General features: G+C 71.7%; 13 protein-coding genes. 11 read left to right on the top strand and 2 right to left on the bottom strand.

From position 1 onward, the window contains the following. Positions 1-113: 113 nt before the first annotated feature. The gene (locus WME85_RS51710; RefSeq protein WP_437833030.1) at positions 114-3590 is read left to right on the top strand and encodes a protein kinase domain-containing protein; all 3477 of its coding nucleotides are present in this window, start codon (positions 114-116) and stop codon (positions 3588-3590) included. 155 nt (positions 3591-3745) lie between these two features. Here the strand turns inward: WME85_RS51710 and WME85_RS51705 are convergent, their stop codons facing one another. Next, positions 3746-3937, bottom strand: coding sequence for a hypothetical protein (locus WME85_RS51705; RefSeq protein ID WP_437833028.1), 192 nt, complete (start codon positions 3935-3937; stop codon positions 3746-3748). Between the two features lie 600 nt (positions 3938-4537). On the opposite strand from WME85_RS51705, the gene WME85_RS51700 reads away from it, so the two are divergent. Further along, the gene (locus tag WME85_RS51700; RefSeq protein WP_437833026.1) at positions 4538-5353 is read left to right on the top strand and encodes a methyltransferase domain-containing protein; all 816 of its coding nucleotides are present in this window, start codon (positions 4538-4540) and stop codon (positions 5351-5353) included. A gap of 405 nt (positions 5354-5758) precedes the next feature. Next, positions 5759-6610: a DUF4142 domain-containing protein gene (locus tag WME85_RS51695; RefSeq protein WP_437833025.1), complete on the top strand. Its 852-nt coding sequence runs from the start codon at positions 5759-5761 to the stop codon at positions 6608-6610. Between the two features lie 192 nt (positions 6611-6802). Here the strand turns inward: WME85_RS51695 and WME85_RS51690 are convergent, their stop codons facing one another. Beyond that, the gene (locus WME85_RS51690; protein ID WP_437306494.1) at positions 6803-7471 is read right to left on the bottom strand and encodes a hypothetical protein; all 669 of its coding nucleotides are present in this window, start codon (positions 7469-7471) and stop codon (positions 6803-6805) included. Between the two features lie 196 nt (positions 7472-7667). Between WME85_RS51690 and WME85_RS51685 the strand changes: the two genes are divergently transcribed. From WME85_RS51685 to WME85_RS51650, 8 genes are all read left to right on the top strand, one after another. Beyond that, positions 7668-8960: a hypothetical protein gene (locus WME85_RS51685; RefSeq protein WP_437833023.1), complete on the top strand. Its 1293-nt coding sequence runs from the start codon at positions 7668-7670 to the stop codon at positions 8958-8960. Then, positions 8957-9985, top strand: coding sequence for a tetratricopeptide repeat protein (locus WME85_RS51680; RefSeq protein ID WP_437833022.1), 1029 nt, complete (start codon positions 8957-8959; stop codon positions 9983-9985). The genes WME85_RS51685 and WME85_RS51680 overlap by 4 nt, the downstream gene beginning before the upstream one ends. Before the next feature lie 301 nt (positions 9986-10286). Further along, positions 10287-11369 carry a hypothetical protein gene (locus tag WME85_RS51675; RefSeq protein ID WP_437833020.1) on the top strand — a complete coding sequence of 361 codons (1083 nt, stop codon included), beginning with the start codon at positions 10287-10289 and terminating at the stop codon, positions 11367-11369. 243 nt (positions 11370-11612) lie between these two features. Continuing rightward, positions 11613-18272: an RHS repeat-associated core domain-containing protein gene (locus tag WME85_RS51670; RefSeq protein WP_437842605.1), complete on the top strand. Its 6660-nt coding sequence runs from the start codon at positions 11613-11615 to the stop codon at positions 18270-18272. A gap of 686 nt (positions 18273-18958) precedes the next feature. Then, positions 18959-22225 (top strand): RHS repeat-associated core domain-containing protein, encoded by a 3267-nt coding sequence (locus tag WME85_RS51665; RefSeq protein ID WP_437833018.1) that lies wholly within the window; start codon positions 18959-18961, stop codon positions 22223-22225. 3 nt (positions 22226-22228) lie between these two features. Continuing rightward, positions 22229-22696, top strand: coding sequence for a competence protein ComJ (gene comJ / locus WME85_RS51660; protein WP_437833017.1), 468 nt, complete (start codon positions 22229-22231; stop codon positions 22694-22696). Positions 22697-22810: 114 nt separating this feature from the next. Then, complete coding sequence (locus tag WME85_RS51655; RefSeq protein WP_437833016.1) at positions 22811-23122, top strand: hypothetical protein; 312 nt, start codon at positions 22811-22813, stop codon at positions 23120-23122. A 118-nt stretch (positions 23123-23240) separates the two neighbouring features. Then, positions 23241-23855: a DUF416 family protein gene (locus WME85_RS51650; RefSeq protein WP_437833015.1), complete on the top strand. Its 615-nt coding sequence runs from the start codon at positions 23241-23243 to the stop codon at positions 23853-23855. The last annotated feature ends 253 nt before the right edge of the window (positions 23856-24108 follow it).

Below are 24108 nucleotides of genomic sequence, written 5' to 3'. Positions count from 1 at the left end.
CCATCCTAGAACGGAGCCGGTCGAGGGCGGGGACGGAGGGCCCCCTCGTGGTAAGCTGCCCAGGCCGCCCCTGCTCCGGCCTCTCACGAGTCCATCGCAGCCGCCACCGCCCCATGCTCCACCAGGCTAGCCATCTCGTCATCAGCGGCCGCTACCGTCTCCTGCACGAGATCGGCCGCGGCGGGTCGGGCGTGGTCTACGTGGCGGACGACCTCCAAGGCGGCGGCCAGGTCGCGGTGAAGGTCCTGCTCTGGCCGGATGGGAGCGGCCCGGCGGCCGCGCGCTTCGAGCGGGAGATCCGGGCCATGAGGCTCCTCGACGCTCCCGGGTTCGTGCGCATCCTCGACGCCGGCGTCGCCCGCGAGCTCAGCGACGCGCCCTTCATGGTGATGGAGCTGCTCCGGGGCCACGACCTCGAGCACATCGTCACCACGTACGGCATGCGCTCGCCCGGCGAGGTGCAGCGCTGCCTCGGCGAGGTCGCCGAGGCGCTCGAGCTCGCCCACGCGCAGGGCCTGTCCCACCGCGATCTCAAGCCCGCGAACCTCTTCCTTGCGGTGGGCGAGGATGGGCGTGAGCGCATGAAGATCCTCGATCTCGGGCTGGTCAAGGAGCTCGACCCCGGCGGGCTCGGCGTGTCGGGCGGGCTCACGTCCATGGGCGCGACCCTCGGCACGCCCCTCTACATGGCGCCCGAGCAGGCGCGCGGGCGCCCGGACCTGGTCGGCCCCGCGGCGGACGTGTGGGCGATCGGGCTCATCGCCGTGCGCCTCCTGACCGGCGACATCTACTGGACCTCGAACAGCATGGCCGAGCTGATGGCGGCGCTCCTGGTCATGCAGCTCTACGCGCCGTCGACGCGCTGGCGGTGGCTCCCGCCCGCGTTCGACGCCTGGTTCCTGCGGTCGTGCGACCGCGATCCGGCCCGGCGCTTCCCCTCGGTCCGCGAGCAGAGCCGCGCGCTGCGCGCCGCGCTCGAGGGGCACAGCGCGCCCGCCGGGCCGCCCGGCGCCGAGGGGCCGGAGTCGTCCGAAGGCCGCGCGCCGGCGAGCATGCTCAGCTCCAAGACCATCGAGTGCGCGCGCACGATCGAGGTCCCCTCGCAGTCCGTCCCCCTCACCGGCGGTCCGGATCACCGCTCGCCGACGCCCGGAACCTCGCTGGCGCTCGGCGCATCGCCCCCGCTCGGCGCGTCGCCCCCGCTCAGCTCGCCATCGCCGCTCAGCTCGTCGCCGCTCAGCTCGTCGCCGCTCAGCTCGTCGCCGCTCAGCTCGTCGCCGCTCAGCTCGTCGCCGCTCAGCTCGTCGCCGCTCAGCTCGTCGCCGCTCAGCATCCCGCCCCCGCTCAGCATCCCGCCCCCGCCCGAGCGGCCGCGTCACAACCTGCCGGTCCAGCGCACGGCCTTCGTGGGCCGCGCCCGCGAGCGCGCCGAGATCGCCGCGCTCCTGCTCGACCCGGACGCGGGCCTGCTCACGCTCACCGGCGTCGGCGGCACCGGCAAGACCCGGCTCGCCCTCCAGGTCGCGGAAGACCTCGTCTCGTCCTTCCCCGACGGCGTCTGCTTCGTGCCGCTCGCGTCGCTGCGCGATCCGGCGCTCGTGCCCTCGGCCATCGCGCAGGCGCTCTGCCTCGGCGAGGACGGCGCGCGGCCGGATCTGGAGCGCGTCGTCCACTTCCTCCGCGACCGCCGCCTGCTGCTCCTGCTCGACAACGTCGAGCACCTGATGGCCGCCGCGCCGGTGGTCGCGCACCTCGCCGCGAGCTGCCCGCGCCTGTCGCTGCTCGTGACGAGCCGCGCGGTGCTGAACCTCTCGGGCGAGCGGCGCTACGTGGTGCCGCCGCTGTCGCTGCCGGAGCCGCGCGAGGTCACGGTCGACACCGCGCTGGCGAGCGCGGCGGTGAGCCTGTTCTGCCGCCGCGCCTCCGCGATCAAACCCGGGTTCCAGCTCGGCCCCGGCAACGTCGCCGAGGTCGTGGAGATCTGCGCGCGCCTCGACGGATTGCCGCTCGCCATCGAGCTCGCCGCGTCGCGCCTGCGGGCCCTCACCCCCGCGGCGCTGCTCTCGCGCATGCTCGACCGCGGGTCGACCGGGCGCGCCGCCGCGCCCGCGGGCTCGTTCCGCCTGCTCACGGGCGGCGCGCGCGACCTGCCCGAGCGCCAGCAGACCATGCGCGCCGCCATCGACTGGAGCTACGGCCTGCTGGAGCCGGAGGAGCAGCTCGCGTTCCGCACGCTCGCGGTGTTCCCGGGCAGCTTCTCGCTGCCCGCGGCGGACGGGATGTGCGCCTTCCGCGACCCGGCGCTCGACACGCTCGGGATCCTCGAGTCGCTGGTCGACAAGAGCCTGCTGCTCGCGGTCGCGGGCGAGGAGCCCCGGTTCCAGATGCTCGCGATCCTGCGCGAGTACGGCCTCGAGCGGCTCGAGCAGGAGGGCGCCGCCGCGTCGTGCCACCGGCGCTTCGTCGAGCTCTCGCTGGCGCTCGCCGAGCGCGCTGCCGAGGTTCTCAGCGGGCCCGAGCAGGCCGCCGGGCTCGCGGAGTTCGAGGTCGAGCACGACAACCTCCGCCTCGCGCTCGCGCTCGCGCTCGAGGGGGGCAACGGCGACGCGGGCGTCGCGGTGCGCCTCGCCGCGGCGCTGGCGCGGTTCTGGCACATCCACGGGCACTACCAGGAGGGGCGCGCGTGGCTCGACCGGGCGCTCGCGCGCGCGGCGGGCGTCGCGCCCGAGCTCGTGGCGCCGGCGCTCCTGGGGGCGGGGACGCTCGCGCTGCTCCAGTGCGACTACCGCGAGGCGCGCGCGCTGCTCGAGCGGGGCGCGGCGCTCTACCGCGACCTCGGGGACGAGCGCGGGCTCATCTCGGTGGTCCAGATCCTCGGGAGCGTGGCCCGCGAGCAGGGCGACTACGAGCGCGCTCTCTCGCTGCACGGCGAGAGCCTCGCGCTGGCCACCCGGCGCGGCGACACGGTCGAGGCGGCGCGCGCGCTCGGCTACTCGGGCTTCGCGGCGTGGCTCTCGGGCGACACCGCGCGCGCGGAGAGCGCGTGCCGGCTCGCGCTCGCGGAGCTCCGCCGCGCGGGCGATCGCGAGGGGACCGCGACGGCGCTGCTGTACCTCGGGTGCACGGCGTTTTACCGCGGGGATCTCCGCGAGGCGGCCCGCCTCTGCGAGGAGAGCGAGGCCCTGTCGAGGAAGGTGAAGTTCAAGGAGGGGATCGCCTGGACGAACAACATCCTGGGCCTGATCGCGATCGAGCGCGGCGACCTTCGCATCGCCGGGCGGCACCTCCGCGCGAGCCTCCGTCTGCACCGGGAGCTCGGCGATCTCTGGCGCTCGGCGAGCGTCATCGAGGCGCTTGCGCGCGCGGCGGTGCAGGCGGGGAAGGCGGAGCGCGGCGCCCGCCTCCTCGGCGGCGCGGCGGCGCTGCGCGAGGCGCTCGGCACGCCGGTGCCGCCCGTCGAGCAACCGGCGCTCGCGGCGTGCGTCGAGGCCGCGCGCGCGGCGCTGGGCGATCCCGTGCACGACGCGCACTTCGCGGAAGGCCGCGGCGCCGGGCTCGACGCGGCGATGGCGGCGGCGCTCTCGGACTGATGCGCTGCGCCGCCGCGAGGAGCGCAGCGCTCCCGGCGCAGGTCAGCGCGCGGCACGTCGCGCGCGGAAAGTCAATCTCTTCTGCGCCGCTCCCTGCGGCGCGTGCTGCCTCATCGCTCCATGAAGATCCGACGCTTCGACTTGATGGCTGCGTGTCACTGCTGTGCAGCGCGATCGCGTCCCACACGAGCGACACCTGAGGCGACGACCGTACGGTAGGGCGCGGTCGCGCCCGGCGCGCACAAGGTGGCCGCGACGGTGAGGGCCTCGAGAGGACCGGCCAGATCGAGCAGCGAGACGCCATCGAAGGCGAGCAGGACGACGAGGCGGGTCTCCACGAAGGTCATGGGCATGACGAGGCGCGCACGACGAACACTCATGACGTTACACGGTACGGGCCGACGGTGCGCACGATCTGCGGCCTGTATGTCTTGAGCTCGTGACAGACCTCCAGGCGCGGACGCCAATAGCGCTCGCGACCGAGGCGACCGAGGATGTCGGAGCAGTCGTGAGCTTGCCAGAACCCCAGGTGGAGCCCGTGCTCCACGTGGAACGCCCCCGCGCGCAGCCGCTCGTCGCGCGCGCGCAGCCGGCCGCCGAGGACGGGAGCGGCCGACGGGAGCGGCCTCTTTCACCGTCACCTGATACCCACGCTCGGCGAGCTCCAGCGACGACCCGGGCGCAGGCGAGCGCTGCCGAGCGACGGCCGCGCCGCCGCCGTGTGTGCGGCAGGCGCACGGGCGCGGCGCGCAGACCACCTTCCGCCTCGCGCACACCGCCTTCCGCTCGAGGCCACGCCTGGATGGGCCCGCCGGAAGAACGCCTCTGTCAAACCTTTGCCGAGCCGCTCACCCCGTGTGTCGCTCGACAGATCGACGCGACGGGAGAGAGCCCACGCGAGCGCCGCGCGGCGAAGTTCCGCCTCTCCGTCCACGGAGTGGACTACCATGTCCATCCCTATGGCCGAGAGCAGCTACGTGTTTGCTGGTTCGGAACGTGCGCGAGAGCTCGAACGCCTGCAGCGGATCGAGAGCTTCTTCGACCCCGGGAGCCGGCGCCTCCTCAAGGCGGCCGGGATAGGCCCCGGCTGGAGCTGCCTCGACGTGGGAGCCGGCGCCGGGTCGATCGCCGCCTGGATGGCAGAGCGCGTGGGCCACGAGGGCGAGGTGGTCGCGGTCGACCGCGACGTCGGGTTCCTGGACGCGGCGCGGCTGCCCGGCGTCCGGATCATCGAGGGCGATATCCGCCAGCTCAACTTCCACGCGGCCCGGTTCGACCTGGTGCACGCGCGCTACGTGCTCGTCCACAACGCGGATTTCCAGGTGATCCTCGACGCCGTGCTGGCGGCGCTGAAGCCCGGCGGCCGCCTGGTCCTCGAGGAGCCCGACTTCACTGCGGCGAGGGGCGCGTCCGGCGCGGATATCGCCGCCTTCGATCGGGTCAACCGGTCGATCCTCGCGATGTACGAGGCCGGCGGCAAGGACCCGGGGCTCGGCCTGCGCCTGCCCGCGATCCTGGCGTCGCGCGGCCTCGCCATCGAGGCAGTCGAGAACGAGGTGCCGCTGTGCCCGGGCGGCCACCCGCTCTCCGAGATCATGAGCCTCTCGGCCGCTCAGCTCCAGGACAAGTACCTCGAGACGGGGCGGATCAGCGAAGAAGATCTCGCCGGCTATGCCCGTTTTGCGTCCGATCCGGCGGCGTGGGGGATCTACTACGGCACCGTCGGCGTCGTGGCCCGCAAGCCGGCCAGGGCCGCAGACTGACGCCGCGCCCGGGCCGCCGGGCGCGCGATTCCCCGCTTCGGCCCCGTCCTCCAGCAAAGGGATGATGTCCTTCCTGCCGCCTCCGTCGAGCGCGCACACGGCGGCACGCCAGCGCTCCTGGCGCGCGGCGGCCTGGCCCGCGCCGGCCCTCCCCTGAGCGCGCCGGCGCCGCCGCCGGGACGGCGCGCGTCCGTTCATCGACGCCGGCATGTGGCACCTGCGCGCCGGTCCGTCGCGCCGCGCCGAGGATTCAACCGATCCTGTGCGCTGGTGAGCATTCTCTGTTCGGTGAAATCGGAGCTTGCGTATCCCGGCGGCGGTTCAAGATACATGGCGGGGCGGGCCAGGCATCACCGCCAAGCGCTTCAGCGCCGGACCCGCTTCCGTCATTGACATGGGGGAGTTATGAGCATTCGAATCGATTCTCTTCGTTTTGCATGGATCGCAGCCCTGGTGCTCGCGGGTGCCAGCGCCTGCTCCGTCACGACGGAAGACGGTGTTCTCGCGGCGGCGGACGAGGACTCCTCGGGAGAGGCGGTCGACTCCGCCGCGCAGGCCTTCACGCTCTCGAGCCCCGAGCTCGCCGCGGTGCTCGCCGCCTTTCATACGGCCGAGATAAAGGAGTCGCAGCTGGCCCTGGCTCGCGCGACAGACCCGCACGTCCTCGAGTTCGCCCAGGAGCTGCTCGACTACCACGTCCTCGCGAGCCAGCAGCTCCTGGCCACGCTCCAGCAGACAGGCGAGCAGCCGCTGGACAACCAGACCAGCCAGGCGCTGAGCGAGCAGAGCGCGACCGACCTGCAGCTCCTCGAGGGGCTCACGGGGCCCACGTTCGACTGGACCTACGTCGAGGTCCAGATCTACCGGCACCGAGAGCTCCTCGGCCATCTCCAGGAGCAGATCGCGGTCATCGGGCCAGAGCCGCGGCCGGGGGTCAGTCACCTCATCTCGGAGGTCCGGACGGCCACGTCGCGACACCTCGCGTTCGCCAATTCGCTCCCAGCGCTCATCGGCAGCCCGTTCGTCCCGGAGGGCGGCTATCCGCCGCGCTCGCCCTACTACGGCCCGAGCTCGCCCTACTACGGCCCGAGCTCGCCCTACTACGGCCCGAGCTCGCCCTATGGCAACGTCTATTACGGGCCCAACGGGCCTTACTCGCCGGCTCGTCCCCCGTACTACGGGTATCCCGGGCGCAGCGCGTCCTTCGGCCCCGGCGCGAACGACCCGCGCGCGCCCTTCGGGAGCCGGCGCCCGTGAGTCCGGCCAGGTAGGGAGCGGGCCTCGCGCTCGCCCGCGCCGTGGCGCCTGCGCGCCTGCCCACGATGGAGCGCGGGCGCCGCGGCGCTCCCGCCGCGTGAGCGGGGGGCAGCCGTGGCGTCGGCAGGAGCAGGGTCGGCTGGCGTGAGGCCGAGGGGAGGCGGCCGGACGGGACGGCGCCGCGCGCTACCGCTACAGCCGGCGCCGCGCGCGGCCGCGATCCGGGATGACGCCGTGGATCTCCGCCTCGCTGAAGCCAGCCGCCTTGTAGAGGCGCTTCAGGTGCACGAGCTCGATGTGCGCGCTCTTCGCCACCGCGGCGCGAATGCGATCGAGCACGCTCAGCCGCTCGAGCGGGAGCCGGGTCGCCTCGACGGTCGAGCGCAGCGCCGCGGCGGCCGATTTCACCTCGGCCGCCGCCGCCTGCGCCTTGTCCAGGCTGAGCTTCGGGTGGATCCCCGAGCCGAGCAGCTGCGCGAGCACCTCCAGCCGATCGGGCTGCCCCGTGATGTCGCCGTCCTCGTGGTCGGCGAAATAGGCCATGCCGCCGGGGAACAGGATCGACAGCGCCGGATCCGCGGAGGGGCGCCCGACGGCGTTCCAGACGTCGTCGGCCACCTTGCCGAGCGCGTCGTCGGCGCGCGCGGACTCGGCCTCGACCTTGGCGAGCAGCGGCTCCGCCTCGGACCGCGCGGCGTTGCGCTGGGCCTCCACCCCGTCGAAGAGGGTCAGCACGGGCACGAGCCGCTGCTCGGCGAGCTCCCGAAGGGACCCGCCCTTCGCAGAAGCGCTGTGGAGCGTCGCGCGCACGTCACCGATGATGTCGTCCGCTGGCGCATCCTTGCGAATCACCTCGCCCATGATGTCGATCCTCCTCTGGCCTCACGAGGCTCCAAGGCTGCGGAGTCCGGCGAAACACGACCCCGCGAACGCCCCCCGTCGGCGCTGTCACCTCGGGCACCATAACGGAGCAGCGCCCGCGCGATCAACCGGATCGCAGCCCCGCGCCGTCGGCGGGGCGTGAGCCCCCGGAGCGCGGCGCTGGTACACTCGCCGCGTGCACCTCGGCTCGCTGCTGCTCCCGGCCCTGCTCGCTCTTCCGCTCACCGCGCACGCCGGACAGAGCAGCGGCGACCTTGTCGCCGCCGCCGCCGCGGCGGGTAGGCCGCCGGAGTGCTCGGCGCGCTCCAGCCGGGCCATCGCCCGGGGACCGTCCATATGGGAGCGCGCGCGCGCTCCGGAGCTGCCGCGCTACTGCGATCTCATCGCGCGCGGCCAGGCGCAGCTCGGCGACAACGCCGAGGCGGCGCGCGAGTCGGCGCGCGTCGCCGACCAGATCCTCCCGGGGCACGCCGCGCCGCAGGTCCTGCTCGCGCGCGCCGCCCTCGCGCTCGGCTCGGCCGAGGACGCCGCGCGCGCGTTCGACCGCGCGCGGCGCATCGACCCCCGCAGCGTCGAGGACCCGCACACATTGCACGACCTCGCCCGGTCGCTCGCCCGCACCGGCAAGCGCGACGAGGCGATCGCGATGTACCGCGCGCTCGTCCCGCGCATCGACCTGCTCGGCACCGCGGACCACCGCGCGCTGGTGCTGCTCGAGGCAGCGCACCTGTCGATGGCCGCCGCGGGCGCGGGCGCGACGACCGCCGCCGCGACGACCCCCGCCGCGACGACCGCCGCCGCGACGACCGCCGCCGCGACGACCGCCGCCGCGACGACCGCCGCCGCGACGACCGCCGCCGGCGCGCCCGGAGCGGGCGCACGCGCCGACCTCGACGAGGCGATCGCCTACCTGCGCGAGGCGCGCCAGCGCGCGCAGACGCAGCTCGCCCGCGACGTCACGCTCTCGCTCGCGCTCGCGCTGGACCGCGCCGGCGACAAGGCGCAGGCCGACGCCGCGCTCGAGGGCGAGGCGGCCGGGGCCGCGCCGGAGGCCGCGCGCACGCGCGCCGAGGCGGCCGCGGCGCGCGCCCGGGCCGCCGACCAGCACGCCGGAGCGGCCGCGCGCGAGCACGCCGACGACTATCTCGCCAGCGCGGCGGCGCGCCTGCGCACGGTCGACTACCTCGCGGTCCCGGAGGACCGGCTCGCCCTGGAGGCGCTCGCCCTGGAGCGGACCACGGCCGCGGCGGCGATCGCGCGCTGGGAGGCCTACCTGGCGGGCGCCGGCGGCCAGGGCCCGTGGGCCGCGGCGGCGCGCGCGCGCCTCGACGCGCTCCGCAAGGGCGCCGGCGGAGGCCCGCGGCCCGCGCGCGCCGCCGCGACGGCGCCGGGCGCGGGCGCCCCGCGCGCCCCGCGTCCCCGCGCCGCGTCCCCCGCGTCTGCGCCGGGCGCAGGAGGGGCGCCGTGAGCCGGCGATCGCGTCGGCGACCGCTCCTGCCCGGCGCCGCGGCGCTCCTCGCGCTGGCGCTCGCGGCGACGCGCGCGCCCGGCCCCGCCGCCGCGGCGCCGACCGTCTGGTCCCGCGCGCTGGATCCGGCGGCCGACGAGCGCGCGGCGCTCATCTCCCAGGCGGACGGGCTCCTCGTCCGGTACGAGCGGCTCCGGCGCACGCCGCTCCTCGAGCGGGTCGAGGAGATCGGCCCGCTGTGGCTCCGTGAGGCGCGCACCCTGTACGAGCGCGCCGGCGCGGCGACCTCGCGCGAGCCCGCGGTGCGGCTCCGCTACGCCGACCTCCTGGAGCACCTCGGCGACGTGCAGGGCGCCGCGGCGTCGCTCGAGGGGCTCCTGCGCCTCCATCCGCCGCCGCCTTCCCGCGCCGACGCGTGGCACGCGCTCGCGGTCTGCTACGCGCGGCTCGGCAGGTACACCGACGAGATCAAGGCGTACGACGAGGCGCTCGCGCTCGAGCCCCACGCGGCCTCGCGGGCGCTGCTCCTGGCCAACCAGGCCGAGGCGTACATGGCGCTCGGCGACATCACCGCCGCGGTCGAGGGGTACCGGAGCGCGCTGGCGACGCTCGGGTCGCTCGACATGTTCCGCTACGGCGTGACGACGCTCTGGGGGCTCGCGGTGGCGCTCGACCGGTCGGGCGACCCGGAGGGCGCGTTCGCGCACATCCAGCTCGCGAGGACCTACGACCGCAGCGACCAGCAGATCACCGGAGAGGGCTGGTTCTACGTGCCCGCCCACGACGAGGCCTGGTACGCCGCGCTCGGCTACTGGGCCGCGGCGCGGAGCGCCGAGCTCGGCGCGCCGCGCGCGGAGGCGTACCTGCAGGCCGTGGCCGCGTGGGAGTCGTACATCGCGCGCGCCCCCGCGAACGACCACTGGCTGCCGCTGGCGAGGGCGCGGCGCGCGCAGTGCGAGAGGGAGCGGGACCAGACCCTGAAGCGCCTGCGAAAGCCCGCGCCCCCGGCGCCGCAGCGGCGCTGAGCTCATCCTCCTCGCGCGCCGGGGCGCGCTCGCGCGCTGGCCTCGTTGCGCGGGCTGGCTCACCGCGCGCGCTGAGCCCATCCCACCGGCCGACTGCCGCGCGCGCAGGGCTATCCCACCTCGCATCAGGTCGCTCCCGGATCTCCTTCCAGCGCGCTCCGATCCGGCGCCGCGCCACGGCGAAACCGCCCCTTTACGACCCAGCCCGGCGGGTTCACCTTACCTATCGTGGTCGCTCTCGCGCGCGAGGGCGGCGCCGGAAGCTCACCCCGAACGGAGATCCGTCGAGATGCGCGACTCGGTGTTCAATGAGACCGTCCTCTGGTCCGGACGTCCCAAGGTCGTCGCGACGCCCCTCCTCTACGTCGTGGGCGCGGCGGTCTGCGGCGTGACCTCCGCGATCAGCACGGCGTCGGCCATCGTCGTGAGCAAGGCGCTCGGCGCGTCGCCGACCCAGCTGCTCGCGTTCGCGGCCTGGATGGCGAGCCTCGCGGTGGCGTTCAGCTACCTGCCCCGCTGGTGGCGCTCGGAGCTCGAGTACATGCTCACCGACAAGCACATCGTGGTGCAGCGCGGGAAGCTCCGGCGCTCGATCGAGCGGCGATCGATCAGCTACGCGCGCATCCACTGGCACCCGAAGCACCCCGGCGTCGGCGACCTCGAGCTCGTGCGCGCGGTCCCGACCGGCGCCCTCCGGCGGCGGCTGTCGATCGTGCTGAACGGCGTCGTTGCCCCGGATCGCGTGTGGGCGATCCTGCGGGGCGTCGTCCCGTCGGCGCCCGCGGGCGACGGCCACCGGCTGCTCTCGCAGCGCCTCGACGAGGGCGAGCGCGTGCTCTGGTCGGCGCACCCGGCCGACGGCTGGCACAAGTGGCTCCCGAGCGGCGTGCGCGCGATCGGCTCCGTGCTGCTCGGCGTGCTCCTCGGCGCCTTCGCGGTGGTCACGGCGGTGCACGCGGTGCGGAGCATCCGCATCGTGACCGCGGCGGGCCTGGATCCCGAGAGCGTGTCCTTCGTGGCGCTCGTCGCCTCGCTGTCGCTGACGATCGTGCTGCTCGTCGCCGCGGGCGCGGCGATGCTCTACGTGTCCGTGGTGCGCCCCGCGCGGCTCGCGGCGCGCACGCGGTACCTCATCACCGACCGGCGCGTGCTCATCCAGCGCGGCGACGAGGAGCTGCACCTCGACCGCTCGCGCATCGTCGACGTGATCGACGCGCCGGGCGCCGGCGGCCTCAGGGATGTGTTCCTCGTGCTCGACGGCCCCCGCGCCCGCGCCGTCGCCGCGAGCGGCGCCTTCGGCGAGGCCCCGGGCGCCGGCCTCCAGCCGGTGCTGCAGCGGGTCAGCGACGTCGAGTCCATCCGTCAGATCCTGAGGCCCGCGTAGGCTGGCGTCCGGGAGTTCATCTCTGGACTCGCACGTCGCTCCAGCGGGGCAATCGAACCACTCATCCCGGAACAACCGCGTCCCTCCGTGATTCACGTGCCCGGCGAGCGTTGACGCCAGCCGTCCAGCCATGCGCTGATTCGGGCGAGGGAGGCCGTGATGGCGCTGGTTCCGGGGCATCGAGCGCGGGTGCTGATCCAGCGCTGGGTGCAAAGAGGCTGTCAGGCGTGGATCCCGCTCCTGATGTTTGCGATCTGCGTGCTGGCGCAGGCGGGGTGTACGTGTACACCCGAGCTCCCGCCGATTCGTCCTCACGGCACCATCGCCTGCCGGACGCGAGACGCGAGCGACCCGCCGGTGGCCCGCGGCGCGCCGGGGGTGAAGACCGTCGCTGCTGGTGCGATCCCGGGGACCTTCGCTGTCACGAGCACGGGAGAGGCGGTCTACGAGCTGCCGCTCGTCTCGGTCCCTGGCCGCGCGGGCGTGGCGCCGCGGCTCGCGCTTCTCTACGACAGCGCCGCGGGCGACGGTGTCCTCGGAGCGGGGTTCTCCGTCGCCGGGCTGTCCGCGATCACGCGGTGTCCGAAGAATCTCGCGCAGGACGGGGAGATCCGGGGCGTGGCGTACGACGGGGACGACGGGCTGTGCCTCGACGGCAAGCGGCTTGTCGCGGTGGGGCGGGCGCCGGGGACCATCGAGTACAGGACGTTCCCCGACACGATGGTCAAGGTCGTCGGGCATTACGCTCCGGAGCGGGGCGCGCCCGCGGAGGCGCTCTCCTTCGAGGCGAGGATGCCGTCCGGGCTCGTCATCGAGTACGGGCGCGGCGACAGCGGCAAGCCGCTGGCGCCCGGCGGCGCCCCGCGCGCGTGGCTCGCGACCAGGACGCGAGACGGCCGCGGCAACGCCATGACCTACGAGTACTGCTTCGCCGGGGCCGAGGAGGGCTTCACGGCGGAGTACGCGCTCGACCAGATCCGGTACACGAGCTTCGAGGGAGAGCCGGCGCTCGAGCCCTCGCGGGCGGTGCGGTTCGTGTACGCGACGAAGGAGCCGGCCGAGGTCCGGATACACCACGCGGGCGGCATGGCGCTCCAGAGCGCGCTGCGCCTCGACGAGATCCAGATGCTCGGCGCGGACGATGCGCTGGTGCGGCGCTACGGGTTCACGTACGAGGTCAGCGGGTCGACGCGGCGGACGCTCCTGACCGCGGTCGAGGAGTGCGCGGCGGACGGCGTGTGCAAGCCGCCGACGCGGTTTCAGTACAGCCGCGGTGAGGCGGGGTTCCGGAGGATCGCGACGGACGTCGCCAGGCCGACCTCCAGGCGGGCCAGCCCGATGCTCTTCGATATCGATGGCGACGGGCTCGACGACCTCGTGTTGCCGGACACGCACCCGGCGCTCAGCACGCCTCGGAGTCCCGTGACGAGCTGGCTCGTCGCGCGCAATCAAGGGTCGAGCGGGTCGGAGGCTCACCTCGCGCCTGCGGCCCTGGCGCTGTTCGAGGACTGGCCGGTGGTCGCCGATCCGACCGAGCCCGCCGATCCGACGATCCTTCAGCCGGAGCTCGGGACGGCCTTGGATTACGACCAGGATGGCCGGATGGACGTCTTGCTCCACGACGTCCATGACGCCAGCGACACATGGCTTGTGCTGCTGGCCCGGCCCGATCGGACCTTCGAGGTCCACGACACCGGCATCCGCCGGCCGTTCCCGCTCCGCGTCCCGCCGCCTGGGTTGAGCATGCCCGAGGGCGCCATGCACCTCGCCGATGTCGACGGCGACGGCGTGCCCGACCTGATCCAGTGTGACGACCACAGCCGCGCGCTGACCCTGAACCCGCTCGAGGCCACGTGGGTCGTCCACCGCTGGAGGCCCGAGCGCGACGGGACGCCGGCAGGATTCGACCGCGAAGGGGAGTCGCTCGAGCCCCTCAACGGGTTTCCCTGCGAGATGGAGATCCAGACGCTCGACGTGAACGCCGACGGCAAGGTCGATCTCGTCGTGGCGACCGTGCTGACGTTCAGCGACAACACGATGATCCCGGCATCGACCTACGCCGCGCTCACCCGCCGGCGCGACGGGAGCTGGGAGGTGTTTGACACCGAGCTCCCCCAGCCCGCTCCCGACGGCCGTACCGTGTTCCTCGACGTCAACGGCGATGGCCTGCCCGACGCCGTACAATCCGGCTTCAGCCATCGCGGGCTCCGCACGCACCTCAACACGGGGGCGACCTTCGACGCGCCGGCGGTCGACAGCCTCGGCCCGGTGGGCCTCGGCGATCAGGACACGTTCTTCCGGCTCGCCACGCCGCTGGACTACGACGGCGACGGGCTGCAGGACCTGCTCATGCCGGTGCCGCCGGGCACGCTGCCGGGCTCATCCCTCTCGCTGCCCTCCTGGGCCGTCCTGCAGGCGACGGGCGCGCGCGACGGGCCGACGTTCGCGCTCGTCGATCCGGAGATCCCGTTCGAGGCCGCGGTCGGCGAGGCCGTCACGCTCGCCGAGCCGCACGGGCCACGGATCGGGGATCTCAACGGCGACGGTGCCCAGGACGTGGTCTTGCCGATCGGCGGCGTGTTCACGATCTTCCAGAACCTCGCGGCCGATCGGGATCTCCTCGTCGCCGTCTCCGACGGGATGAACGCGCACGAGCCGAGCGAGGCGGGCTTCGTGCCGAACGTGAGTGTCTCGTATGGTCACCTCACCGACGCCTCGATCACGAACGACACGCCTGCGGAAGCTCCGGAGCGGGAGAGCATGCTCTACCTCTCTCGCGACGACGCGGCGAACGGCTGCGCTTATCCGCGCCGCTGCGCGGTGGGGCCCCGCCGGGTCGTCAGCGCCTACGCCCTCAACAACGGCGCGGACCGGCCACGGCGCTTCGAGGTCCGCTACCGCGACGGGCGCTACCACCGGCTCGGCCGGGGGTTCCTCGGCTTCGGGGAGCGCGTGGTCATCGAGGCCGACACCGGCGCCGGGGTTGCCGAGCGCTACGACAACAAGACGTTCGACGAGGAGCTCGAGGTCTTCCCGTTCGCGGGGCAGTTGGCGCAACAGTGGCGCTGGGCTCCAGGGCTGCCGGGCCAGCCCAGGCCGGACCAGATCGAGCTCTCGTTCCTCGATGTGACGCGGGCGGTGGTTCCGACGAGCGACGGCGCGAGCTACTTCACGCTCCCAACCGAGCGCCGGATCCGGCGAGCACAAGGCGTGTATCCGCCGGCGGGCGGCGAGGCGACCACGGTCGAGGCGTACGTCGCGCAGATCGCGTCGGGCGGCGAGCGCGGCGGCGGGGCGACGATCCTGCGCGACACGGCGGCGAAGGTGAAGGACTTCGATGCGTTCGGCAACGTGCTCGCCGAGGAGGTCTCGACCCGCGGCGTCGACCTGACGCTCGACGTCACGCGCACCTTCAAGAACGACACCGAGCGATGGGTGCTCGGCCAGCTCCAGACCGAGGAGGAGTGCAGCGCGGCCGCGGCGCTCTCGCAGTGCCGCCTGCTCACGCGCACGACGACGGTCCATGGCGAGATCGAGACCGAGTCCACCGGCAGCGACGACGGCATCCCGGACACGGAGCTCGATGTCGTGGTGGCGCGGGACGACTTCGGGAACGTCACGGAGGTGACGGCGGACGACGCGTTCGGCCATCACCGGTCGTGGAGCACGACGTACGACGCCGAGGGGATCTTCCCCGAGGCGCACGTCAACCCGGCCGGCCACACCACGCGCGTGGAGTTCGATGACGGGCTCGGCATGCTCGTCGAGCGGGTGGATCCAAACGGGCTCGTGACGGCGTGGAGGCACGACGGCTTCGGCCGCCGCGGGCTCGAGATCCGGCCCGACGGGACGCAAACGGCGATCGCGCTGTCGCGCACCAGGGACGGCGGCCCGCGCCGGGATGCCTGGCGCGTGGTGCAGCGGACCACGACGACCGGCGGCGCCGACGATACGGTCGACTACGACAGCCTCGGCCGGCCGATCCGGTGGTTCTGGTACGGGCCCTCCGCGGAAGGCGCCACGGGCGAGCCGCGGCGCCTGATGCAAGAGATCACGTACGACGAGCGCGGCGAGCACATCGCGCGGCGCTCGGTGCCGGCGAGCGAGGGCACGCCGGAAGACGACCTCCTGGCCGACGTCTACGAGCACGACGCGGTGGGCCGCGAGGTGCGGCACACGACGCCGTGGGGCGCGGTCGTGGAGACCGACCACGACGGCCTGCGCGCCGAGGTCACCGATGCGCTGGGTCACGTGACCGTGGTCGAGCACGACCCGCTAGGACGACCGGTGACGGTCACCGACGCGGCGATGGGGGTCACGCGCTACGAGCATGGCCCGTTCGGCGCGCTGTACACGGTCACCGATCCGGGCGGCGCGGTCACGCGGACGAGGCGCGACGCGTTCGGGCGCGTGCGGCAGCTCGACCATCCCGATCGGGGCACGACGGTCTTCACCAGCGACGGCTTCGGGGAGCTCATCTCGTCGACCGACGCGCTCGGGCGGGTGACGAAGGTCGCCTACGACGGCCTCGGGCGCGCCACCTCGCGTGTGGACGAGCACGGCGCCGAGCGGCTGACGACCTCGTGGACCTGGGACACCGCGCCGCACGGGATCGGCAAGCTCCACGTGCTGGAGAGCCCCGGCGCGGAGAAAACGTACGGCTACACCGACCGCGGCAAGCTCGAGACGGTGACGCTCCGCATCGACGGCGAGCGCGCGGCGCTGACGAGCAGTCTGGGCTACGACGAGCTCGGCCGCGTCGAGACGATCACCTACCCCACGCCCGCCGGCGCGGCGCCGTTCGTGGTGGCCCACGACCACGACGCGCACGGCCACGTGCTCGCCGTGCGCGACGGCGCGACCCGAGCGGCGTACTGGCGGCTGACCGATGTGGACAGCGCCGGCCGTTTCCGCGAGGAGGCGTTCGGCAACGGCGCCATCACGGAGCGGGACTACTACGCGGACAGGCAGCGGCTGAAGCGCGTCGTCACCCGGAGCGGCGCGGCGGCGGTGCAGGATCTCGAGTACGGCTACGACGCGCGGCTCAGCCTCACCAGGCGCACCGACGCGCTGCAGCCGCAGCACCGGAGCGAGCGCTTCCGCTACGATCCGCTCGAGCGGCTGACGTGCGCGTACTTCAGCGACGTCGAGAGCGCGACGGCGCCGTGCGCGCTCCGCTACGACCACGACCCGAACGGCAACCTCACCTTCACGTCGGACGCCGGCGCGCTCTCGTACGACGACCCGCTGCACCCGCACGCCGTCACCGGCGCGGGCGCGGACGCCTTCGGCTACGACGCGGTAGGCAACCAGATCGCGCGTCCGGGCGGCGTGACGGTGAGCTACACGCCGTTCGACCTGCTGGCGGCGATCGCGCAGGGCGCGAGCGCCGTCTCGTTCGCCTACGACGGCGACCAGCAGCGGATCCGCAAGACCACGCCGGACGAGGAGACGCTCTACTTCGGCGATCTCTACGAGCGGGTCACCGACATGGCGACGGGGGCGGTGGAGCATCGTTACAACGTCCACTCGCCGGAGCGGGTGGTGGCGATCGTGACCCGCGGAGGCGCCGAGCCGGGGACGCGCTACGTCCACGTCGACCACCTCGGCTCGGTCGACGCGCTCACCGGCGAGGACGGCGATCTGGTCGAGCGCAGGAGCTACGATCCCTTCGGCCAGCGCAGGGACCCGGTGTGGGGGCAGCCCGCGCCGGCGTCGTTCTCCAGCGGGACGACGCGCGGGTTCACCGGGCACGAAGGCGACGAGGACCTCGGCCTCGTGAACATGCGGGGAAGGATGTACGACCCCAGGATCGGGCGGTTCTTGACCACCGATCCGATCGTGCAGGCGCCGCTCTCGGGTCAGAGCTGGAACCCGTACAGCTACGTGCGCAACGACCCGCTCAACCGCGTGGATCCGACCGGGTTTCAGGCAGAGCCCGAAGGGCCTGGAGGGTCGCAAGCTCCAGGGTTGCTGGAGGATGACGGCGTCACTCCATCCCCGAACCAGCTTCAGGTCACTGTCAGAGGGCCTCCGCCCCCGTGGCGCACGCGCGAGGCCGAAGCCGTTGAGGCCGGAGCGACGACGGCGCCTGTCGACGTGGGAACGACCGGAACCGCGTCGGGGTATGTGCCGCAGCCGGTGACCGTCTCGCCGGAGCACGCCGGCGCAGGCGGCCCGGGCACCGTCGTCAGCCAGACCTTGCTGGGCGCCGCCGAGGGAACGCGCGACGTCGGGGTCGGCATCGCGCGGACGCTGGTGCTCAACGCGCTGACGTTCGGGATCTACAGCGGATACGAGCTCGGCGGAGCGATCCTGGCGGGATACGAGGAGGGCGGAGTTCTTGGCGCGCTCAACGCCGTGAACCCGCTCTACCACATCGGGCAGGGCGCCGCGGACACGGCGCTCGCGATCGGCCGTGAGGACTACCGGGAAGCGGGCGCGGCGGGGACAAGGACGATGATCCTTGCTGCGGCCACCGTCTTCGGCGCTGGGAGAGGGCTGGGGGCGGCGGCCGAGGAATCGGCGATACCTGGAGTCTTAAGAGGACCAACCGCAACGCGAGAACTGGCACAGCAAATCGCGAACGTCGAACGGGCACCCATGAACTTCAACCGGACGGTTACTGTTCTACAAACCGCAGAGGGACCGACACTCGTTGCAGGCGGAGCAAGTGATCTATCAGCCGCCCAGATTGCAGAGGCTCGTAGACTAGGGCTGGTTCCCGCGCCCCCAATGCCGGGCTTTCATGCCGAGAAGACGGCCATTGCCGGTGCGGGAGAGCTGGGCTTGACCCCGACGAGGGGAGCTACGTCGACCATCATCTGCAGTGGCTCGGGCGGATGTGCCGATTTCCTTCGCGGATTAGGCGCCACAGTGGGGAAGTACAGCTACGAGTTCTGAGGTTGACATCGCGATGAATGAAAACGAGCTGATCCAGGCTATCAAGCAGCGAGCCAATAATGAAAAGACACGCACGGACTACGCGGACCGGTTTTGTCCCGAGCTGGCGCGGCCAGCACCGCCACACGCAGTGCTCCAGGCTGAGTTCGCCCTGGGCTTCCCCCTGCATCCCCTCCATAGACGAGTGCTGATGGACGTAGGCAACGGTGGATTCGGGCCTGGTGACGGCCTCATCGGCCTCCCGGGGGGACGTTTGGACGATGACGGGCGATCCCTCATTGAGCTTCGGCGTGTCCTATGGAGTGGCCCTGAGAGCGCCGGACTACCAGAAAAGGTCCTTGCGCTGTGCGACTGGGGCGACTCCGTTTGGTCTTGCATCGACGAGGAAACAGGCGCTGTGCTCACGCTGGACGAGAGCGGACTTACGGAGACGCCCTGGAGCTTTCATACATGGCTAACATATTGGCTTAACGGGGAACATTTGTTCGAGAAGATGTTCACGTTCCAAGAGCGACCAATAATCAACCCGTTTACGAAGCAGGTGATGATGGCAAGGGCACCGGCTAGCGCGATCGGCACTCCGTACAAGCGCACCGACCCAAGTTGACCGTTGCGTGCATGTGCAAGTCACACCAAGTGCAATCTATCATCGCGAACCAACCATTCGTCGCGCCTCGGTCACAAAGGTGACCGGCATTGGTGCGATCACGGCGGACGACGCGTTCGGCCATCACCGGTCGTGGAGCACGACGTACGACGCCGACGGGATCTTCCCCGAGACGCACGTCAACCCGGCCGGCCACACCACGGCCGTGGAGTTCGACGACGGGCTCGGCGTGCTCCTCAAGCGGGTGGATCCGAACGGGCTCGTGACGGCGTGGAGGCACGACGGCTTCGGCCGCCTCGGGCTCGAGATCCGGCCCGACGGGACGCAGACGGCGATCGCGCTGTCGCGCACCAGGGACGGCGGCCCGCGCCGGGACGCCTGGCGCGTGGTGCAGCGGACCACGACGACCGGCGGCGCCGACGATACGGTCGAATACGACAGCCTCGGCCGGCCGATCCGGTGGTTCTGGTACGGGCCCTCCGCGGAGGGCGCCACGGGCGAGCCGCGGCGATTGATGCAAGAAGTCGCGTACGACGCGCGCGGCGAGCACATCGCGCGGCGCTCGGTGCCGGTGAGCGAGGGCACGCCGGAGGACGAGATCCTGCACGACTTCTACGAGCACGACGCCGTGGGCCGCGAGGTGCGGCGCACGACGCCGTGGGGCGCGGTCGAGGAGACCGATCACGACGGCCTGCGCGCCGAGGTCACCGATGCGCTGGGTCACGTGACCGTGGTCGAGAGTGACCCGCTGGGACGACCGGTGACGGTCACCGACGCGGCGATGGGGGTCACGCGCTACGTGCATGGCCCGTTCGGCGCGCTGTACACGGTCACCGATCCGGGCGGCGCGGTCACGCGGACGACGCGCGACGCGTTCGGGCGCGTGCGGCAGCTCGACCATCCCGATCGGGGCACGACGGTCTTCACCAGCGACGGCTTCGGGGAGCTCATCTCGTCGACCGACGCGCTCGGGCGGGTGATGAAGGTCGCCCACGACGGCCTCGGGCGCGCCACCTCACGCGTGGACGAGCACGGCGCCGAGCGGCTGACGGCCATATGGACCTGGGACACCGCGCCGCACGGGATCGGCAAGCTCCACGTGCTGGAGAGCCCCGGCGGGGAGAAGACATACGGCTACACCGAGCGCGGCAAGCTCGAGACGGTGACGCTCCGCATCGACGGCGAGCGCGCGGCGCTGGAGAGCAGGCTCGACTACGACGAGCTCGGCCGCGTGGAGACGATCACCTACCCCACGCCCGCCGGCGCGGCGCCGTTCGTGGTGGCCCACGACCACGACGCGCACGGCCACGTGCTCGCCGTGCGCGACGGCGCGACCCGAGCGGCGTACTGGCGGCTGACCGATGTGGACAGCGCCGGCCGCTTCCGCGAGGAGGCGTTCGGCAACGGCGCCATCACGGAGCGGGACTACTACGCGGACAGGCAGCGGCTGAAGCGCGTCGTCACCCGGAGCGGCGCGGCGGCGGTGCAGGATCTCGAGTACGGCTACGACGCGCGGCTCAGCCTCACCAGGCGCACCGACGCGCTGCAGCCGCAGCACCGGAGCGAGCGCTTCCGCTACGATCCGCTCGAGCGGCTGACGTGCGCGTACTTCAGCGACGTCGAGAGCGCGACGGCGCCGTGCGCGCTCCGATACGACCACGACCCGAACGGCAACCTCACCTTCACGTCGGACGCCGGCGCGCTCTCGTACGACGACCCGCTGCACCCGCACGCGGTCACCGGCGCGGGCGCGGACGGCTTCGGCTACGACGCGGTGGGCAACCAGATCGCGCGTCCTGGCGGCGTGACGGTGAGCTACACGCCGTTCGACCTGCCGCGGGCGATCGCGCAGGGCGCGAGCACCGTCTCGTTCGCCTACGACGGCGACCAGCAGCGGATCCGCAAGACCACGCCGGACGAGGAGACACTCTATTTCGGCGATCTCTACGAGCGGGTCACCGACATGGCGACGGGGGCGGTGGAGCATCGCTACCACGTCCACTCGCCGGAGCGGGTGGTGGCGATCGTGACCCGCGGAGGCGCCGAGCCGGGGACGCGCTACGTGCACGTCGACCACCTCGGCTCGGTCGACGCGCTCACCGGCGACGACGGCGAGGTGACTGAGCGCAGGAGCTACGATCCCTTCGGCCAGCGCAGGGACCCGGTGTGGGGGCAGCCCGCGCCGGCGTCGTTCTCCAGCGGGACGACGCGGGGGTTCACCGGGCACGAGGGCGACGAGGACCTCGGCCTCGTGAACATGCGCGGCAGGATGTACGACCCCAGGATCGGGCGGTTCTTGACCACCGATCCGATCGTGCAGGCGCCGCTCTCGGGCCAGAGCTGGAACCCGTACAGCTACGTGCGCAACGATCCGCTCAATCACGTGGATCCGACCGGGTTTCAGGCAGAGCCCGAAGGGCCTGGAGGGTCGCAAGCTCCAGGGTTGCTCGAGGATGACGGAGTCACTCCATCCCCGAACCAGCTTCAGGTCACTGTCAGAGGGCCTCCGCCCCCGTGGCGCACGCGCGAGGCCGAAGCCGTGGAGGTCGGGGCGACGACGGCGCCTGTCGACGTGGGGACGACCGGAACCGCGTCGGGGTATGTGCCGCAGCCGGTGACCGTCTCGCCGGAGCACGCCGGCGCAGGCGGCCCGGGCACCGTCGTCAGCCAGACCTTGCTGGGCGCCGCCGAGGGAACGCGCGACGTAGGGCTGGGCATCGCGCGGACGCTGGTGCTCAACGCGCTGACGTTCGGGATCTACAGCGGATACGAGCTCGGCGGAGCCATCCTGGAGGGATACGAGGAGGGCGGAGTTCTTGGCGCGTTGAACGCCGTGAACCCGCTCTACCACATCGGGCAGGGCGCCGCGGACACGGCGCTCGCGATCGGCCGTGAGGACTACCGGGAAGCGGGCGCGGCGGGGACCAAGACGATGATCCTCGCGGCGGCCACCGTCTTCGGCGCCGGGAGGGGGCTGGGGGCGGCGGCGGAGGAGTTGGCGGCGACGGGGGCCGCGAGGGGGGGAGCTCCAGCAGTCCGGGTGCCGAGTTCCCGGTACCCGGAAACGGCCGGACATATAAGGGATGCACAGGCAGCGGGACACCCGTCACTTTTGACGATCGACCGTACCGGGGCAGCCGCACGACGAGCTGAGGCAATTGGTAACTATGAGAAAATTCCGGGGAAGCAGCTGGATGAGTACCCGCCAGCAATGTTCAGGGAAGGTGGATACGGGGCGAGCATACGTCCCGTCTCACCAGCAGACAATATGGGTGCAGGGGCGTGCATTGGGAACCAGTGCCGTGGCCTACCCGATGGCACACGGATCAGAATCATTGTGGAGTAGATCATGGCAGCCTTCAGCTTAGAAGTAGCATATTCGCAAATTTCAGTGTTCCAATCATGCCTGAAGGACCCATTCAACGACTGGACGGACAGGCACGCTGCACAGGGATTTTCATGGAGGCCGGGCAGCGTATCCTTCCGTACTCTCGATACCGATGGACCCATCTCCGTCATCGTAAAGAAGGACACGGCGCTTGACGTCTCACCGTCGGCGCTCAGAGCAATCCAGGTGCCATTTCATGTTCCAAGCGGCGTTGGCGTGGAGGTGGGCACTATCATTGAAACAGTCGAAATTGAACTAGATCCGGGACACTACACGCTGATTTTTGAGCACGGTCGGGACGATGATTCGGGGATGTGGGGCATGCTTCGTTTCGTACCGGGAAACACGGCCCCCAGGATTCTTCGTAGTGATGAGGAGCTTTCTCCAGGGGAGGAACTTCTGATGAACGCGCAGCCAGCGGCGCCGTAACTCCCACTCGGCCGAGAAGGCGAGGCTCGCGCCCGGATGTATAACCAGTGCGTTTATTGCGGACTCAGCATGCCAACCGCTACTTCATCCAGGGGGCGAAGGAAGGATGGCGTTATGGGGATCACGACACTAAAGAACGTTCTAGTCGAGTGGGACAAGTACGATCCGGATGGGGTGATCTACTTACCAGCCGGCATGGATCCCTCGCTCGATGCGATGGCCACCGTGCTCCCATTCGATCCGGCGAAAAACCGGCGTCTGGAAGGCCTGGAGGGTTTTATCGGGCTCGAGCAACTTCGAGATGCAGTCGAGGGACTCGAAGCTCAATTGGGCCGTGCAACAACGCCAGGAGAGCGACTAAGGGCCGCGATTCACTATGCACGGCACGATGCATTTATTGATCCATCCGCGGCGCTCGACGGCTAATGAGGGTAACCTGATCCCTTCCGACAAGGTGTCAGGGACGAGCGCACAATGGGCGGGAGCTCGACGAGAACTGTGACCCGGACCAGGACGCCTGGCGTGTGACGCAGCGAACCACGCCATGATGCGAAACTTTGATGAAGCCAGATTGATCGTGGACTTGGAGCGCTTGCCTGCCCCATTCCGAATTGCGTTCGCAGCCGCCTGCGCCCAGCGACAGTTGCCGGCATATCAACTCTTCGAGGTGCAGGCTGGCCGAGTCGTCCTGAACGCTCTGGAGAGCGCGCTGCAGGAGGTGTGGGCGGAGCCAGATCTACCGGGCAATCCCACCGATCTCGAGCGCAAGATCGAAGTGGCCCTGAGCCTCATCCCGCACGAGGACGGTGTTCGAGGACCGTGGACGCAGGAGGCCACGAACGCACAAAATGCCGGCACGGCCGTGATCTATGCCCTGCGCACGAAGCTCGCTGGCGAGGCTCAAGAGGCTGCATGGGCTGCGCGAGTCGCGTACGAAGCGCTTGACAATTTTGTCATCAACAAGGAGAGAATCGACACGAATAAGCCAGGCGAGGAGTTGCGCGTGCTCTCGCATCCGCTTGTGCAAGCTGAGCTCGACCGGCAATGGCGAGACGTCCGTGAGCTACTCGCCGCGAAAGAACATGAATCTTCCGAGACAATCCATCGGCTCCGAGATCGAGCGAGGACCGAATCCACGACATTCTTCGGACCCGTTTGATAGCTCACCGACACCCCGGGGCCACCGGACCGACCAACATGCCTGGGGAGCTCACGGGCGACTTCGCTCATCTTGGTCCGCGCGGCGCACCATGCGGTTAAGGAGACGAGCCCCGTCGCAGGGCCTCAGCCGCGCGCGGGCAGTACTCATCCAGTCCGGCTGTACGAGCAACCCTGACCACGCCCGCGTGGGAGGACGCGCCCCGACTTGCAGCGCCGCGTGGGGGGACGCGCCTCGACTTGCAGCGCCGCGT

The organism is Sorangium sp. So ce1153 (assembly GCF_051521595.1).
Taxonomy (GTDB): Bacteria; Myxococcota_A; Polyangia; order Polyangiales; family Polyangiaceae; genus Sorangium.
This window is presented reverse-complemented; position numbering and strand designations above follow the sequence as displayed.

What these genes read in the sequence shown, in the direction of transcription:
- WME85_RS51710 (WP_437833030.1), top strand. Translation starts at nt 114, where the DNA reads ATGCTCCACCAGGCTAGCCATCTCGTCATCAGCGGCCGCTACCGTCTC.
- WME85_RS51705 (WP_437833028.1), bottom strand. Translation starts at nt 3,937, where the DNA reads ATGACCTTCGTGGAGACCCGCCTCGTCGTCCTGCTCGCCTTCGATGGC.
- WME85_RS51700 (WP_437833026.1), top strand. Translation starts at nt 4,538, where the DNA reads ATGTCCATCCCTATGGCCGAGAGCAGCTACGTGTTTGCTGGTTCGGAA.
- WME85_RS51695 (WP_437833025.1), top strand. Translation starts at nt 5,759, where the DNA reads ATGAGCATTCGAATCGATTCTCTTCGTTTTGCATGGATCGCAGCCCTG.
- WME85_RS51690 (WP_437306494.1), bottom strand. Translation starts at nt 7,471, where the DNA reads ATGGGCGAGGTGATTCGCAAGGATGCGCCAGCGGACGACATCATCGGT.
- WME85_RS51670 (WP_437842605.1), top strand. Translation starts at nt 11,613, where the DNA reads ATGTTTGCGATCTGCGTGCTGGCGCAGGCGGGGTGTACGTGTACACCC.
- comJ (WP_437833017.1), top strand. Translation starts at nt 22,229, where the DNA reads ATGGCAGCCTTCAGCTTAGAAGTAGCATATTCGCAAATTTCAGTGTTC.
- WME85_RS51655 (WP_437833016.1), top strand. Translation starts at nt 22,811, where the DNA reads ATGGGGATCACGACACTAAAGAACGTTCTAGTCGAGTGGGACAAGTAC.
- WME85_RS51650 (WP_437833015.1), top strand. Translation starts at nt 23,241, where the DNA reads ATGATGCGAAACTTTGATGAAGCCAGATTGATCGTGGACTTGGAGCGC.